Source organism: Pseudoalteromonas sp. APC 3893, from assembly GCF_030408095.1.
GTDB lineage: Bacteria > Pseudomonadota > Gammaproteobacteria > Enterobacterales > Alteromonadaceae > Pseudoalteromonas.
Window position 1 is genome coordinate 83141 of record NZ_JASDCD010000016.1, and the last position, 15975, is coordinate 99115.

13 protein-coding genes and 1 tRNA gene are annotated in these 15975 nt (G+C 41.9%); 5 read left to right on the plus strand and 9 right to left on the minus strand.

Features of this window, described 5'->3' with window-relative positions; all coding sequences use genetic code 11:
• Nucleotides 1–53: 53 nt before the first annotated feature.
• Nucleotides 54–130, minus strand: a tRNA-Trp gene (locus QMA12_RS16345).
• A 393-nt stretch (nucleotides 131–523) separates the two neighbouring features.
• Between QMA12_RS16345 and QMA12_RS16350 the strand changes: the two genes are divergently transcribed.
• The 3 genes from QMA12_RS16350 (at nucleotide 524) to QMA12_RS16360 (ending at nucleotide 3538) form a co-directional block, all read left to right on the plus strand.
• On the plus strand, nucleotides 524–970 hold the full coding sequence (locus QMA12_RS16350; RefSeq protein WP_087532466.1) for a MarR family transcriptional regulator: 447 nt from the start codon (nucleotides 524–526) through the stop codon (nucleotides 968–970).
• A 53-nt stretch (nucleotides 971–1023) separates the two neighbouring features.
• A complete protein-coding gene (locus QMA12_RS16355) occupies nucleotides 1024–2277 on the plus strand; it encodes an NAD(P)-binding domain-containing protein (protein WP_087532467.1) in 1254 nt (417 codons plus the stop codon).
• An 85-nt stretch (nucleotides 2278–2362) separates the two neighbouring features.
• Complete coding sequence (locus tag QMA12_RS16360; protein WP_290210682.1) at nucleotides 2363–3538, plus strand: MFS transporter; 1176 nt, start codon at nucleotides 2363–2365, stop codon at nucleotides 3536–3538.
• Nucleotides 3539–3646: 108 nt separating this feature from the next.
• Here QMA12_RS16360 and guaA read toward each other — a convergent pair whose 3' ends face one another.
• Complete coding sequence (gene guaA / locus QMA12_RS16365) at nucleotides 3647–5224, minus strand: glutamine-hydrolyzing GMP synthase (protein ID WP_290210683.1); 1578 nt, start codon at nucleotides 5222–5224, stop codon at nucleotides 3647–3649.
• 100 nt (nucleotides 5225–5324) lie between these two features.
• Nucleotides 5325–6794 carry an IMP dehydrogenase gene (gene guaB / locus QMA12_RS16370; protein ID WP_099294920.1) on the minus strand — a complete coding sequence of 490 codons (1470 nt, stop codon included), beginning with the start codon at nucleotides 6792–6794 and terminating at the stop codon, nucleotides 5325–5327.
• Between the two features lie 135 nt (nucleotides 6795–6929).
• Between guaB and xseA the strand changes: the two genes are divergently transcribed.
• Nucleotides 6930–8264, plus strand: a complete 1335-nt coding sequence (gene xseA, locus QMA12_RS16375) for an exodeoxyribonuclease VII large subunit (RefSeq protein WP_290210684.1) — start codon at nucleotides 6930–6932, stop codon at nucleotides 8262–8264.
• A 28-nt stretch (nucleotides 8265–8292) separates the two neighbouring features.
• Here the strand turns inward: xseA and QMA12_RS16380 are convergent, their stop codons facing one another.
• The 3 genes from QMA12_RS16380 to QMA12_RS16390 all read right to left on the minus strand — a co-directional run bounded on the left by QMA12_RS16380 (nucleotide 8293) and on the right by QMA12_RS16390 (nucleotide 12867).
• Entirely contained in the window at nucleotides 8293–8949 is a 657-nt protein-coding gene (locus QMA12_RS16380; protein WP_290210686.1) for a hypothetical protein, read from the minus strand.
• 41 nt (nucleotides 8950–8990) lie between these two features.
• The gene (cysE, locus tag QMA12_RS16385; RefSeq protein ID WP_087532473.1) at nucleotides 8991–9806 is read right to left on the minus strand and encodes a serine O-acetyltransferase; all 816 of its coding nucleotides are present in this window, start codon (nucleotides 9804–9806) and stop codon (nucleotides 8991–8993) included.
• Between the two features lie 175 nt (nucleotides 9807–9981).
• Complete coding sequence (locus QMA12_RS16390; RefSeq protein ID WP_290210687.1) at nucleotides 9982–12867, minus strand: pitrilysin family protein; 2886 nt, start codon at nucleotides 12865–12867, stop codon at nucleotides 9982–9984.
• A 256-nt stretch (nucleotides 12868–13123) separates the two neighbouring features.
• On the opposite strand from QMA12_RS16390, the gene QMA12_RS16395 reads away from it, so the two are divergent.
• Nucleotides 13124–14080, plus strand: coding sequence for a hypothetical protein (locus QMA12_RS16395; RefSeq protein ID WP_290210688.1), 957 nt, complete (start codon nucleotides 13124–13126; stop codon nucleotides 14078–14080).
• A 429-nt stretch (nucleotides 14081–14509) separates the two neighbouring features.
• Here the strand turns inward: QMA12_RS16395 and QMA12_RS16400 are convergent, their stop codons facing one another.
• The 3 genes from QMA12_RS16400 to QMA12_RS16410 form a co-directional block, all read right to left on the minus strand.
• Nucleotides 14510–14779: a Txe/YoeB family addiction module toxin gene (locus tag QMA12_RS16400; RefSeq protein WP_290210689.1), complete on the minus strand. Its 270-nt coding sequence runs from the start codon at nucleotides 14777–14779 to the stop codon at nucleotides 14510–14512.
• The gene (locus QMA12_RS16405; RefSeq protein WP_290210690.1) at nucleotides 14772–15026 is read right to left on the minus strand and encodes a type II toxin-antitoxin system prevent-host-death family antitoxin; all 255 of its coding nucleotides are present in this window, start codon (nucleotides 15024–15026) and stop codon (nucleotides 14772–14774) included. Before QMA12_RS16405 ends, QMA12_RS16400 begins: the two co-directional genes overlap by 8 nt.
• 748 nt (nucleotides 15027–15774) lie before the next feature.
• A partial coding sequence (locus QMA12_RS16410; protein ID WP_290210691.1) for an ATP-binding protein occupies nucleotides 15775–15975 on the minus strand: 201 nt, incomplete at its 5' end.

A 15975-nucleotide genomic window follows, 5' to 3' on the forward strand; every position in this document is an offset into this window, starting at 1 on the left:
AATTTAAACTCTGGAACAATATAAGAAGTAATAAAAACGATGTAAAGAAGAAATGGCAGGGGCGGAGAGATTCGAACTCCCAACCGTCGGTTTTGGAGACCGCTGTTCTACCAATTGGAACTACGCCCCTGCAATGACGACGAATTATAGAGACCTTTCGCTAAAGGTAAAGAAAAAAATCACTTTTTTAATTTGTTTGCTTTTTTAATAATCAAAACGGTGAATTATCATGCTAGAACGTGATTTTAAAGTTAATTTGAAAAACCGCATACAGGTTACCCTTCTCTAACATGTAATCAAAAAAGGGGCATATATAACAAAACCTTATGAAAGTATTAATAGTTGATACCAGTTTTCGTTATCAACCGACTTTATATGATATTACTATTGCACAGTATGGCTGTGATAACAGTCCTAGTAACCATTTTAGATTCATTTACAATTGAGCTATCCCTTTGGCTTGCGGAAAATTAACCTTTAGAATATAGTTGTCAGTAACAACCTAAATCAGTGTACCCTATAGATGAACTCGAAACCTAAACGCGCAGAAGCGCTTTACGAAGCAGTTAACCAACTTATCCGCGTACATCAGTTCCGAGATCGTGAAAGTATATGCTGTCACAATGTATCGGTCGCTCAGTGCTACGCACTGGAAACGCTTGTAAAACTTGGCCCTCTGAGGCTTAAAAGTTTAGCAGATGAGATGTGTCTCGATAAAAGCACGACAAGTCGTGTAGTTGATGCATTAATTCGCAAGGGCTATGCGTTAAAAACATTGGATCCACTTGACCAACGTGCTGTTCAAATTTCACTGAGTTCTGAAGGTCATGAGTTATATACAACCATACGTAAAACCTTGATCGACGAAGAGGCCTCAATGATAGCGGATATCTCTCCTGAAGTTGTTGATGCAGCTCTTGTTTTACTAGGAAAACTTACCGCAGCGGCACGAGCCCGACTAGGCCCGTAAGCTATTTTTTAACCAAATTGTTGTTAGTAACAACAAAATTCAGAGGCTTATCTATGACATATAATGTTAAAAATTTACCCATTGCCATCATTGGCGCTGGCCCCGTTGGCTTAAGTGCAGCAGTTAACTTAATTGATATGGGGCTCACTCCTATTGTTTTTGAATCAGGCAGTAGTGTTGGCTCTAACTTAGCAAAATGGGGTCATGTGCGTATGTTCTCACCCTGGTCATACAATATGGATCCTATTGCTATTTCTCTTCTCAAAAAAACGGACTGGATCGAGCCAGTTCTAAGCGAATTCCCAACTGGACAAGAATTACTTGAGCGCTATGTAATCCCTTTAGCGTCCCACGAAGCGATTACTCCACACCTGCATTTAAATACTCGCGTTGAAAACGTCAGCCGTCAATATCACGATATTCTTCGAAATGAAGGCCGGAAAAACGCGCCTTTCGTAGTACGTACCTCCAACTCTGAAGGTCAAAGCGATATTCTTGTTCAAGCTGTAATCGATGCGTCTGGCACCTATCAAACACCGAACTGGCTGGGCGCTCACGGTATTCCCGCTCTTGGTGAACTTGCGGCTTCGCAATCTATTATCTACGGCGTGCCTGATATTTTAGGCCCTGCCCGTAAACAATACGCCGGCCGGACTGTACTTGTCGTAGGTGGCGGCCATTCAGCATTTAATGCATTGCAGGATTTAGTCAAACTTTCTGAACAATCTGATGGTATGCGTGTTTTATGGGGGATACGTGGTTCTTCCGTCAACAACATCGTTCGTTCACCTGAAAATGATGAGTTACAAGAACGCAGACGACTTGAAATGCACATTCAAAAGCTACTAGATGAAGGGAAGATCGAAGTATTTACCAATATAGCCATTGAAAGTATTAATTATGAAAACGGTAAATTGATCTTACAAAACCGTTCAGGTCAATTGCCTCCTGTAGATCAGATAATTGCAGCAACAGGGTTCAGGCCAGATCTAGATGTAATGTCTGAATTGCGCACTTCTCTAGATTCTGCGACCCAAAGTCCAGCAGCTCTTGGGCCACTCATTGATCCAAACCTTCATACTTGTGGTTCGGTCCCTGAACATGGTGCTACTGAGCTTTCACACCCTGAGAGCGGTCTATATATAGTGGGAATTAAAAGCTACGGACGTGCCCCGACGTTTTTGTTAAGAACAGGCTATAAACAGGTTAAATCTGTCGCGTCTGCTCTTGCAGGAAAAACAGAAAGTGATGTTCAGACTGCCAATGCTTGTGATCTTTTATCAGTCAATCGAAATTGCTCACAATAGCCCCTCTTCCCTCTGAACGCGTTATTTTACTAAAAATAGCTTTAATCAGAGGGTTGATCAATTATATTGAACAAAGTGGAGTGAAATGCAAAATTTAATTCAACGTCACCCTCTATTTATTATTGTCCTTGCACAATTATGTGGCACTTCACTTTGGTTCTCCATAAATGGGGCTGGCTTAGCTCTTATTAACGATATCGGATTAAGCGAAACTGACCTTGGATGGTTAACTCTAACCGTTCAGATGGGTTTTATCACTGGCACGTTAATTATTGCCACAACAGGTCTAGCAGATAAATTACCTGCCAATCATATTTTTGCGGTTTCCTGTCTAGTTGGCGCGATGGTTAATGCTAGTTTTGTTCTAGTAGCTGCTTATCAGCCATACGCTTTACTCTTAAGGTTTCTCACAGGTTTGTGTCTAGCTGGTATATACCCTTTAGGTATGAAGCTAGTAATTGGCTGGATACCTAACTATGTAGGATCAGCTCTAGCCTGGCTAGTAGGTATGTTAACGATGGGCACTGCTCTGCCTCATTTACTGCGTGGCGCAACGCTCGAATTTCCTTGGGAGTGGACAATTCTGAGCGCTTCTGGGTTAGCATTGCTGGGCGGCACAGCTATATTCATTTTAGGTGATGGACCGCACCTGCCGCCTTCAAGCGGCAAAGCAAAGCTACGTGACGGTTTTGCAGCCATACGTGAACGGCGCCTACGCGCAGTTGCATTCGGCTATTTTGGGCACAGTTGGGAGCTTTATGCGCTATGGACACTTATTCCATTTATGGTGACCCGCGAAATAATGCGCCTAGATGCTCAGAGTTATTCTGTTCCCTTAATGTCATTTACCATCGTCGCGCTTGGCTTATTGGGTTGTATTGGTGGAGGAGCGCTTAGTCGACGCATAGGCAGTCTAGCAGTAGCGCGTTTGGCTCTGGCGTCCTCCGGACTGATCTGCCTGATCTATCCGTTGGTTGCCTTTTGGCCGCCCGAAGTTATGCTTTTATTACTTGCAATCTGGGGGATTACTGTAATCGCAGATTCCCCTCAGTTATCAGCTCTAATTGCCGAAACAGCCCCAAAAGAGCAAATAGGTTCAATTTTGGCCATAATAAATAGCATAGGCTTTGCTTTGACTATTCCGTCAATTGCATTGACAACAACCTTATGGCAATCTCAAGGAGTTTGGGTAACATGGTGGCTACTCCCTGGGCCTGTTATAGGCCTTTGGGCAATGTATAGCCTACGTCGGCAAGGGTAATATTCAAACCTACCCTAGCTCACAAACAAAAGCCCAGCGGAGAACGCTGGGCTTTAAGACTTATTCAGTTATTAATGTATATTACCTGACGTTAGGTGTTAGCACCTATCATTCCCACTCAATCGTTGCCGGTGGTTTACCTGAAATATCGTAAACAACACGAGAAATACCGTCGATTTCATTGATAATACGGTTTGAAACCACACCTAAGAACTCATACGGTAAATGCGACCAACGTGCGGTCATAAAGTCGATAGTTTCTACACAACGAAGTGAAACAACCCAATCGTACTTACGCGCATCGCCCATTACACCAACCGACTTAACCGGTAGGAATACAGTAAACGCTTGGCTCACTTTATGATAAAGCTCTGCTTTGTGTAGTTCTTCAATGAAGATTGCATCAGCACGGCGAAGTAAATCACAGTATTCTTTTTTGATTTCACCTAGTACACGAACACCTAAACCAGGCCCAGGGAACGGGTGGCGATAAAGCATGTCGTACGGTAAACCTAGCTCTAAACCAATTTTACGTACTTCATCTTTAAATAATTCACGTAGAGGTTCAACTAAGCCCATCTTCATGTCATCTGGTAAGCCACCCACGTTGTGGTGAGACTTGATCACATGTGCTTTACCTGTCGCAGACGCTGCCGATTCAATTACGTCTGGGTAGATAGTACCTTGACCTAACCACTTCGCATTTTTAAGCTTTTTAGCTTGCTCATCAAATACATTGATAAAGGTGTGACCAATCGCTTTACGCTTATCTTCAGGATCTGACTTACCAGCAAGATCCGCTAAGAACTGATCTTCTGCATCAACTTTAACAATATTAAGGCCAAACTTGTTGCCAAACATGTCCATAACTTGCTGACCTTCGTTTAAACGAAGTAAACCGTTATCAACAAATACACACGTTAAACGCTCGCCAATCGCGCGGTGAATAAGCATCGCCACAACCGATGAATCTACACCGCCTGACAAGCCTAAGATAACTTCGTCATCACCAACAGTTTCTTTGATACGCTCGATAGCATCATCAATGATTTTTGCTGGAGTCCACAGTTTTTCACAGCCACAAATATCAATTGCAAAACGTTCTAATAAACGCTGACCTTGATGCGTGTGCGTTACTTCTGGGTGGAATTGCACGCCGTAAAAACGCTTTTCTTCGTTAGACATTGCCGCATGCGGACAAGTAGATGTTTTAGCTGTGGTGGTAAACGTATCTGGAATTTCCATTACTTTATCACCATGACTCATCCATACGTCGAGTACGCCATTACCGCCATCAGTAATGTGATCTTCAATCGCATCAAATAATGCACAATCACCTACTTTTTCAACTTGGGCGTAGCCAAACTCTTTTTTGTCAGAGCTGTGTACACGACCACCCAGTTGCGTTGCCATTGTTTGCATACCGTAACAAATACCTAGCACTGGCACACCAGCATTAAATACATACTCAGGAGCACGTGGGCTGTTTTCTAGGGTTGTTGACTCAGGGCCACCAGAAAGAATGATACCTTGTGGGTTGAATTCACGGATTTGCTCTTCCGTTACATCCCATGCCCACAGTTCACAGTAAACACCAATTTCTCGCACACGGCGGGCGATCAATTGCGTGTATTGCGAACCAAAGTCTAAAATAAGAATTCGTGAATCGTGAATGTCTTTGCTCATTGAGGGTCTCGTTAGTCAAGAACTGGCATTCAGGTAACCTGAATGACTATAAATAAGGGCCAGCAAATGCTGGCCCAGTAATTTCAATATTTTATGGCTATTAGCCTAAGCGATAGTTAGGTGCTTCTTTAGTGATTTGCACGTCATGAACGTGTGATTCACCCATACCTGCCGAAGTAACACGTACAAACTGTGGCTTAGTGTTTAGCTCATTAATGGTTGCACAACCCGTTAAGCCCATTGCACTGCGCAGGCCGCCCACTTGTTGGTGAATGATGGTTGCGATTGGGCCTTTATAAGCCACTCGACCTTCAATCCCTTCAGGAACTAGCTTGTCAGCTTGATTTGATTTTTGGAAATAACGATCTGATGAACCTTCTTTTTGGTCCATCGCCCCTAAGCTGCCCATACCACGGTATGATTTGTAGTAACGACCTTGGTAAAGTTCAACTTCACCAGGTGCTTCTTCAGTACCCGCAAGCATAGAGCCAACCATCACACATGATGCACCAGCGACTAATGCTTTTACGATATCGCCTGAGAAACGAATACCACCATCGGCAATAACTGGAATGTCGCGACCTTTAAGGCCTTCAACAGCATCAGAAATAGCCGTAATTTGTGGTACACCACAACCTGTTACGATACGTGTAGTACAGATTGAGCCTGGGCCGATACCTACTTTAACTGCATCAACACCGGCATCAGCAAGGGCGATTGCACCTTCTGCTGTAGCCACGTTACCAGCAACGATTTGTAAATCAGGGAATGCTTGGCGTGTTGCAGCTACGCGGTCGATAACACCTTGAGAGTGGCCGTGTGAAGTATCAATGAGTAATACATCTACGCCTGCTTCAACTAATGCAGCAATACGCTCATCAGTCCCCGCACCAACACCAACAGCAGCACCTACACGTAGACGGCCTTGCTCGTCTTTACATGCATCTGGCTTGTCTTGTGCTTTTTGGTAATCTTTAACTGTGATCATGCCTTTTAGCTTAAAAGCGTCATCAACAACAAGAATTTTTTCGATACGGTGTTCGTGCATTAAGCCTAAAATTTCTTCGCGTGCCGCGCCTTCTTTAACGGTAACAAGCTTGTCTTTTTTAGTCATAACAGTTGAAACTGGTTGCTCAAGTTTCGTTTCGAAACGCATATCACGGCTGGTTACGATACCAACAAGGCCATTATCAGCATCCGTTACCGGAAAACCTGAAAAGCCTTTTTCTTCAGAAAGTGCAACTGCATCCGCAATGGTTAAATCCGCTGTAACGGTAACAGGGTAAGAAACAATGCCCGCTTCGTACGTTTTAACTTTACGTACGTTTTTAGCTTGTTCTTCAATTGTCATGTTTTTGTGGATAAAACCTAAACCGCCCTCTTGCGCTAAAGCAATCGCTAAGCGAGCTTCTGTTACAGTATCCATAGATGCTGAAACTAGCGGCAAGTTAAGTTTGATACCACGCGTTAAGCGAGTTGAAATATTTGCCGTGTGTGGCAAAACAGTAGAATGACCTGGTACTAAAAGTACGTCATCAAAGGTAAGAGCTTCTTTAGCAATTCTAAGCATTTTGGCAACTTCTCACATGTGGATCTTGTATAAGGAATTGCGGCCAAATTTTATCAGCGTTATTGACATGAGTAAATAAGATTTCGCAAATATTTATGATAAAATACCTCTATCAACGTTTTTAAGAGTCGTTTTATGGCCATAACTTCAAAGCAGCAAACGATTTATACCGTATCTAGGCTAAATCGAGAAATACGAACAGTGCTCGAGCAAGGATTTGCGTCGTTAATTTTAACGGGAGAGATATCAAATTTTATCACTCCCGCATCAGGTCATTGGTACTTCACTCTAAAAGATGACCGCGCTCAAGTAAAAGCCGCGATGTGGCGCGGTAATAATCGTGGCCAACGCTATCGTCCAGAAAATGGCGCGCAAGTGACTGTACGAGCGCGGGTCTCTTTGTACGAACCCCGTGGCGACTACCAATTAATTGTTGAGCATATGGAGGCCGCTGGTGAAGGCCTGTTAAAGCAAGAGTTTGACGAATTAAAAATGCGCCTTGCAGCGCAAGGGCTGTTTAGCTCTGTACATAAAAAACCTTTACCCAATGTTGTGCATCGAGTGGGAGTGGTCACCTCTGCCACTGGGGCTGCAATAAAAGATATATTAACGGTACTCAAGCGCCGCGCTCCACAACTTGAAGTCGTTATTTACCCTGCCATAGTGCAAGGTAAAGACGCGCATTTACAGTTAATTGATAAAATAACCCTCGCTAATATGCGTAATGAAGTCGATGTACTCATAGTTGGCCGAGGCGGCGGCTCATTAGAAGATTTATGGTGCTTTAATCACGAGCAGCTTGCGCACGCTATTTTTGCAAGCGAACTGCCAATTATTAGTGCCGTCGGCCATGAAATCGACACCACAATCAGTGATTACGTTGCCGATATACGTGCAGCAACACCCAGTGCAGCCGCAGAACTTGTCAGCCCCAACAGTGCTGAGTTAACAAACCAAGTTCAGCAAATGCTTAATCGTTTAGCGAATGCATTCAAACACCAAGTGGCTGATAAACGAAGGCTTGCGGTACAGCTAGAGCATAAACTCACACTTTGCCACCCTCGTAACCAACTGACTCAGCAAGCGCAACGCTTAGATGAGCTCACTCTTGCACTGCAAAATGCCATGCAGCAACACCTTTATCAGCAAGAGCGCCGGTTAGCTAACTTAAAGCCTCGTTTGTTACAGCGCTCGCCCGATAGGAGGCTTTCGCAAGCGGACCATCAATTGCAACAGCTGCAAGCGCGATTACAACAAGCAATGCAACAGCAGCTGGGGAGTGCTAAAAATAACCTTGCGATGCAAGCAGGCCGATTAAACTCAGTCAGCCCGCTAAATGTACTCGCACGCGGTTATAGCATTACTAAATCACAGCAAGGCAAGGTAATAAAATCAGTCGCGAATGTGAAATCGGGTGATGTGCTAATTACTGAACTAGTTGATGGCAGCATTGAGTCTAAGGTTAACTAAATAAACTATAGTTAACCTTAGTTATATATTACTGCTCTGTGCTAAGTAACAATTTAAAATCATCATCACTCGATGTAGAGGTACTGGTTTTAAATTGTTGCCAAAATTCTTGCTTTACTAACTTATCGTTTAATTCTCGCCATTGAGTATGGTCAAACGCATCGTTATCTTCTGGCGCGACTAATTCAAACTTACACACTGATGTTTTACATTCAGCGCTGACAAGCTCTGGCGCAACGGTTAAATCAGCGGTTAATAAGAAATCTTTTAAAGCTGTTTCTGTACGATAAGCCCACTCTTCATTACGTGTTTGTTCTTCAAACTTATCAAGCAGTACTTGTTCAAAATCAGAAGGAGCTCGAAGCTGCTTTTGATAGTTTTTAACAGTCGCCTTTTGCACTGCTAGCGCTTGCTTTAGCTCATTCACTTGCTGCTGTAATTGCTCTTTAGAGTGTTCTGAGCCAAGGTCGCTATCTACAGGCTGTTTTTCTACTTTCACGGTAGGCAAAATGTCTATTTGGGCTACTTCAATAGATTCTCTAGATACTTTAGGGTGTGTTTGAATAGACTCTACATCAGTGTGTTGCTGAGAAGGCGTCGGGGCAGTTAGAAAAAAATAGCCTGTGGCTAATGTTACGCCCGCTATAAAAGCGAGCAATAAAGACCATAGACTATTTTTTACCATTTCGTTGTAATCCCTTTACTACGCTTTATAACATGACACTTTTACAGCATAGCACTGGTGTGCGATTCGTTCTCTGGCTCTGCTTCTAAAAAGTTTTGATTCATGCTTTCTGCCGGACACGGGCAATTTGGTTTACCAACTATTTTAGCAGGAACCCCTACAGCTGTTGTATGCGGAGGTACAGGGCTAAGTACAACTGAACCAGCGCCAATTCTAGCGCCCTCGCCGACTTCTATATTACCGAGTACTTTTGCCCCAGCACCAATTAAAACGCCTGCGCGAATTTTAGGATGGCGATCGCCTTTTTCATTACCTGTACCACCTAAGGTAACTGACTGTAGAATAGATACATTGTCTTCGATTACTGCGGTTTCACCAATCACTATGCCAGTTGCATGGTCAAACATAATACCATGACCGACTTTACAAGCAGGATGGATATCAACGCCAAATACTTCTGAGGTACGGCTTTGAATAAATCGAGCGAGCTCTTTACGGTTTTGACGCCAAAGGCAATGGGCAAGTCTATGAGCTTGAATCGCATGAAAACCCTTTAAATTTAAAATAACAGTAAGGTATGTATCGGCAGCAGGGTCTCTGTCTTTAACCGCTTTTATATCATGGGCAACATGAGTGAGCATTCGGTCACAGTCAACAAAAGCTTGATCAAACAATTCGCGAATTGTAAAAGCAGATACAACTGCATCAGACAATTTGTTTGCAACAATAAAGCTCAATGCTGAACCTAAACACTCATGGTTCAAAATGCATGAATAAACATGGCTTGCCAAGAGGGGTTCGCGAGTTACAACTTCATTTGCTTCAGTGCGAAGCTGTTGCCAAATTTCATGACGCATAGGACGACCTTAAATTAATACAAAATATGCTTTGTGCCAGTTTAACGGATTTCATCGCAAATGTGTTAACCCTGTAATTATTTGTTCTGGTTATTAGTTATAACTAATCGCAAACAAAAATGCCCCTACTTTAAGGGGCATTTAGTTAATGTGTATTTAGTTATCTGAATTTCGTTTATTGAAACACTTTATCTACAGCAAGTACTTCAATGTTTTTCGCAGGAATTGCTAGTTTGTAATCAGCAATTACCTTATCTTCAGCCACCAGCTCTGCTGGCTTTTCTGCGTTATACACCATAGGGGATGTTTGCTCAGACGCTAAGCGCTTTTGCATATCTTTGCCATCACCGGTGATAAATACATACTGGATATCATCTGTTTGTAAGTTTTCTTTTATAACACGATTTACGTCAGCAAGGCTTAACTTTTCAAGCTGGCTCGTTACATACTTTACAAACGTGTCAGTGTTATAAAACTCGCTATCAAGTGCGTAACCTAATTGACGGTTTTGACTGGCGACCATTTGCGGCACAAAGTTGATTAAGAAGTTACGCGTTGCGTCAAAGTCTTTTTCTGTCATGCCATTTTTGATCAACTTATCAAGTTCAAATAGAGCCGTACGTGTTGCAAAGTGCGCGTCATTATTTGAGCGCAGTGGGCGTAGCCATACTTGAAATATCTGCTCAGAACGACCAAGGTTTGCATCAGGTTTTGTTTGGAACATACCACGCGGGAAATACTCAATATAAGCATAATCGCCGTAGTTCATACCACGCGTTTGACGAATACGATTATAAAGATAAGCGTTAGAACTACGGTGCTCACCAAAGTATGAACGTACTAGCCAAAGTGCAGTCCAGTCTTCGCTACTACGAATTGTATCAATCGGGAAGCCAAATGAGACTGCGGTAGATTGTGCAGACTTTTCAACAATGGTTGCATGATGCCCTTTAAGTTCTGGCGCATCAGGGATTGATAGGCGGCTTTGATCACCTTTTGGTAAATCACTTAAATCTCTCAGCATAGTTGCTTTAAGTGACTGTGGCACCGCGCCAATTAAACCAAGAGTAAGCTTAGCTTGGGTAAACTCTTTAGCATAAAATGCTTTTACATCATCAAGCGTGAGCGCTTCAAGATCAGATAAATCACCATAGTTATAGCTTTCATATGGGTGCCCTTGATAGAGCTTATGATAAAGCACCTCTTTACCTAACTCTTCATCATTTGATGCTTTAAGACCCGATTTAATACCGTCAATCAGCTCTTTCTTCAAACGATTAAAGTCATCTTCTCTAAAACCCGGATTAAGTAACTGCTCACTAACTAGCGCATACCACTGAGCTGCATTATCTTTATGCACACGCCCTTGTAGCGAGATCATTTCTTTATCTAACTGATAACCAAAGCTGCCCGCTAATGGGTAAAGAGCTTGTTTAATATCATTGTAGCTCTTGGATTCTGAGCCACCTTGAGCCAGCATTGCAGCTGTAAGTGCTGCTACGCCCTTTTGACCTTTAGGATCAGCGGATGCACCGGTATGGAATAACCAATTAACATCAATTAGCGGTGAGCTATTGGTTTTATCTAGTACCTTAAAGTGGCGCTCTTTAACCGTTTGTTTACTAGCTACAAGCGTATTTAAATCAGCCTCTTGCTCAAAGCCAGCTACTTTATCAAGCGACGACATAGTCACCGTAGTACGACTACTATCAACAAAATACTTGTTCGCAATGTCTTGAATATCTTTTGCGGTGATGCTGTCTGCCGTTGCGTATAATTGATTGACAACTTCTGGATCACGTTCAAAATGCATATAACTTGCAAGGGTTGAAGCAATCGCTTGAGATGAATCTAGACCATTTATAAAGCTATATTTAAGATTAGACTTTAAATCAGCAAGCTTTTGGCTATCTACAAGCTCTGTACGCGCTTTTGCATAAGTACTATTGATTGCATCACGTGCTTTAACTAAATCTTCTTCATTCTCAACTTTTACAAATACATGCAATAAACCAGGATCTTTAGTGTCTGGGTTATAGGTAAACATTTGGCTGGCAATTTGTTTATCAACCACTAGTTCTTGATACAACTCAGAGTTATTTGAAAAATAGAGCTGCGACAGCAAATCAAGGGCTGCACGGTCTTTTTTCTCAGGCTCCCAAGCCGCGCCTTTATACGACACTAGCAACCAATGTCCTGGTAAACCTTCATTTTTTTCATGCACATACTTTGCTGCTTGTTGTTTTGGCTCAGTTGGAATGTCAGCAACATAATCGCCTTTTTGCCAGTTACCCCAATGCTTTTTCACCATAGCCATGGTTTCTTGTGGATCGACATCACCGACAATCACAAGCGATACATATTCAGGCTTATAAAATTTATCAAAAAACTCTTTACCGTAGGCCATTTGATCTGGCATGGCTTCAATGTCTTCAAAAAAGCCCATTGTGGTATGTTTATACGTGTGCTTTTCAAAAGCTTCATTGCGCACAGCTGAAAGCAACTTGCGAACTGGGCTAGCATTATTCTTAAGATATTCACCTTTTACAGTTAATGCTTCGGTACGAAATTGCTCTTCTGAATATTTTAAGTTTTGAAAAATATCAGCTTCAATTTCAAGTACTTTATCAAGGTGCTGCTTGGAAAAGTTTAGGTGGTAATTTGTATAATCATTCGTTGTATAGGCGCGGTTATCTACACCTGAATTTTTTAAAATATCAGAATAAACATCTTGCGGGAATTTTTCAGAACCTTTAAACATCATGTGTTCAAAAAAGTGTGCAAAGCCGGTTTTACCCGCTTCAACTTCGTTGCGTGAACCCACAGATACCGGGATTTGCAATGAAACGACATCTGGGTAATCAGTTTTCACCACCATGACCCGCAAACCGTTATCAAGCTCTTCGAGTACATAGTCTTGTGAGAACACACGACTATCTGCGCTTGCTACAGAATTTTGTTCGATTTCCACTTCTTTAACAGTGTTTGTACTTTTATTGCTAGCACAGCCGCTCAATGCAAGCGTTACTGCGAGGCTGGTCGCTAATAGTTTAAATTTCATTGCTATCCCTTGTTAGTTGAATATTTTTTAGTTCTAAAATTTTACACCTTAATGATTATGCAACAAAACGAGCCAATATAAGACCCCAAGGCCAATGATTTATGTAAACAGTTGTGTATTTGCCATACCTAAAAACCAAATAAATATGAGATAAATTTATATTGATTGAGAAAGTTTCATTAAAAAAATCTATCTAGACGTCTAAATGGCTGCTATATTACCAAGCATAGAACGTTAATTGGCTGGAATGAGGATTATGGCTTTATCATTACAAGAGAAAATTCAAGATACCAATCAGGGTGTTTACTTAATTGGCACCACACCACCGCGTATTGGTACCGATAAAGCCCAATTAGAAACCATTGCAAAAAAGCTGTTAGATCGCTTGCACGAAATAGAATACGATGGCGTTGTTATTTATGACATTCAAGACGAAAGCAGCCGAACTGAGCAGCCTCGCCCTTTTCCTTTTAAGCAAACCGTTGACCCTCGTGAATATAGCCGCTTGTTACGCCAATTATCACGCCAAGATGTAATCACCTATAAAAGTGTAGCGCAACGTGGTGAAGCCGAATTTAACCAGTGGCTTGACGAAACTAAAAATGACTTTGATTTAACAAACTTGGTACTCGTTGGTAGCCCCTCGTCTAATGGTGACATCAAACTGAGTTTACCAAACGCATACAAAGCACTATCAAAACAAGCTGACAATTTCTTTTTAGGCGGTGTGACCATTGCTGAGCGCCACGCCAGTAAACGTAACGAACATGAGCGTCTACTTGAAAAAACCGCACAGGGCTGTCAGTTTTTCATATCACAAGCCGTTTACAACGCACAAGATACTATTGATTTGATCACCAGCTATGCACGCAGCTGTAAGGCACAGGGAATTAAGCCAAACCGTATCATCTTAACGTTTACGCCGTGTGGCAGTGAAAAAACACTTGAGTTTATGCAGTGGCTAGGTATTTCAGTACCTGAGGCAACTAAATGGCGTATGCTCGACTCTGAAAAGCCATTAAGTGAATCAGTGCGTATTTGCCGTGAAAATTTAGACTTAATTTTGCAAAGCTGCGCTCATTTAGATGTGCCTCTAGGCTTAAACATTGAAAGTTTAACCAACCGTAAAGAAGAGATTGATGCATCTATCAACCTATATCGCTTGTTAAAAGCGACAATGGAATTGAATCTAGCTGAGAAGCAAATAGCTTAGGTTCTAGGTTCTAGGTTCTAGGTTCTAGGTTCTAGGTTCTAGGTTCTAGGTTCTAGGTTCTAGGTTCTAGGTTCTAGGTTCTAGGTTCTAGGTTCTAGGTTCTAGCAATAATGATAAGTGGCATAGAATAAGCCAGTTCAAGTAGTTAGCTTTGTTTCCTTCTCTTTGTGCAAAAAACTTAGTAAATTATTCACAAAGAGGTTAAGAGATGCTGCGCTTAAGAGTAATACAGATTCTAGGCCCGACTCGCCATAGCCTGTGGTATCACCTGTACCAAAAGTAGGCGCTTGGAAGCGAAGGCCCCTGTAGAAGCTCAAAAACAAAAGGAATTAACATTGCACTTCCTGCTAATAAAAAGTGCATGATGGGTGATGTGGGCTGGAGGAGACCTCCGGCTACCCGGTTAGCTGCCAGTCTCAGGTGATAAAGTTAGTAATGGTAACGACATGAAATTATCGTGATTGCCTGATTATCAACCGCATAAATCAACCTATTTATGTCATCAATTCGACGTGACCAAAAACCTGATAAGTTTTCTTTTAATGGTTCGGGTTTACCAATACCTTCAAATGGTGAACGCTTTACATCGTTGATGAGCTTGTTGATACGTTTAAGCGTCTTTTTATCTTGGGTTTGCCAATACAAATAATCACCCCAAGCTTCATCAGTCCAGGATAATAAACGCTGACTACTACTCATCTATTAGCTCTCGCGCCGTTGCTTGACCTGCTCGATACTGTGCGATTGAACGATTCAAGTGCTCCGCATTTTCAGGGGAACGAAGTAAGTGAACAGTTTCCATTAGACTATTGTAATAGTCCAAGGACATCACAACTGCATCTTCTGAGTCTCTGCGCGTAATTACCGTTGTATCAGCATCATTTACCACACCGTCTAATACTGCTTTTAAACCATTTCTAGCTTCTGTAAAAGATACGATTCTCATATAACCTCCTCATGTACGTTTTATGGTACAAGTATAACCATTGCAATCATACTTGTACAGTAAATTGGACATAGTGTGTGGTGATTTTTTACGGCAGCTAACGAGGCTGTAGAATTACTCGTTTTTAATTTATTTTTATTGATGCATTAACCATAGCCGAGTTCCTATTTTGATTCAATCGCTTACTTTGGTTTTACATAAAATATAAAAAGAGGATTTGCTGTTGCTTTAATTGGCGTTTTGGAAGGTATCACAAGTGTTTGAGTGGCTTATTTAAGGTGATAAGGACTTACCCTTCTTAATGCATCGCGTTTGCAGCTTTTCTATATTATGAACTAAGCAATACAGTTGCCGCAGAATGAAGTAAATGCATTCACTTTCGTTTGTCCGCGTAAGGTAAACTTGTTCATGCCTTTATTGACTGTAATGTTCCGCTTTTTATTTAAAGGAAAGCAGGCTCTATACAGCCTAGTCGTTTGCCATTCCTTCAATAAAAAGCTGCCGTCGCCCCATTGGGCTGTCTATTTTGACCTTCATTTTAATTAGCTAACGGTGGATTTAGATCATTGGATCCGCCGTAGGATAAAAATGTCTACTGGCGACAATGGCGCTCTTTACAAAGGAATAGCACGCACCAAAGTACGCAGTTTAATGAAATTGGGTGTTAGTGCGCATTCTCATGACTTTGATCACCGGTTCTCATCAGCTTTGAACACTTGATTTATCATTTTGTAGAGCCGTTTTTAAATTAGCTTAACTGATCATCATCAGTCAATTTATTTAACTGTTTTCGTATCGATTCTCCTTTTAAATTCAACTTAGTCGAACCATGAATTAGCCTATCTAAAATGGCGTCAGCATGAGTTGATTCTCCTATCATCTCATGCCAGTTTTCCTGCGGGAGCTGGCTTATTATTATGTGTGATTTATACCCGTACCGCGCATCGAT

Coding starts and splice junctions, on each gene's coding strand:
- QMA12_RS16350 (WP_087532466.1), top strand. CDS start 524: ATGAACTCGAAACCTAAACGCGCAGAAGCGCTTTACGAAGCAGTTAAC.
- QMA12_RS16355 (WP_087532467.1), top strand. CDS start 1,024: ATGACATATAATGTTAAAAATTTACCCATTGCCATCATTGGCGCTGGC.
- QMA12_RS16360 (WP_290210682.1), top strand. CDS start 2,363: ATGCAAAATTTAATTCAACGTCACCCTCTATTTATTATTGTCCTTGCA.
- guaA (WP_290210683.1), bottom strand. CDS start 5,224: ATGAGCAAAGACATTCACGATTCACGAATTCTTATTTTAGACTTTGGT.
- guaB (WP_099294920.1), bottom strand. CDS start 6,794: ATGCTTAGAATTGCTAAAGAAGCTCTTACCTTTGATGACGTACTTTTA.
- xseA (WP_290210684.1), top strand. CDS start 6,930: ATGGCCATAACTTCAAAGCAGCAAACGATTTATACCGTATCTAGGCTA.
- QMA12_RS16380 (WP_290210686.1), bottom strand. CDS start 8,949: ATGGTAAAAAATAGTCTATGGTCTTTATTGCTCGCTTTTATAGCGGGC.
- cysE (WP_087532473.1), bottom strand. CDS start 9,806: ATGCGTCATGAAATTTGGCAACAGCTTCGCACTGAAGCAAATGAAGTT.
- QMA12_RS16390 (WP_290210687.1), bottom strand. CDS start 12,867: ATGAAATTTAAACTATTAGCGACCAGCCTCGCAGTAACGCTTGCATTG.
- QMA12_RS16395 (WP_290210688.1), top strand. CDS start 13,124: ATGGCTTTATCATTACAAGAGAAAATTCAAGATACCAATCAGGGTGTT.
- QMA12_RS16400 (WP_290210689.1), bottom strand. CDS start 14,779: ATGAGTAGTAGTCAGCGTTTATTATCCTGGACTGATGAAGCTTGGGGT.
- QMA12_RS16405 (WP_290210690.1), bottom strand. CDS start 15,026: ATGAGAATCGTATCTTTTACAGAAGCTAGAAATGGTTTAAAAGCAGTA.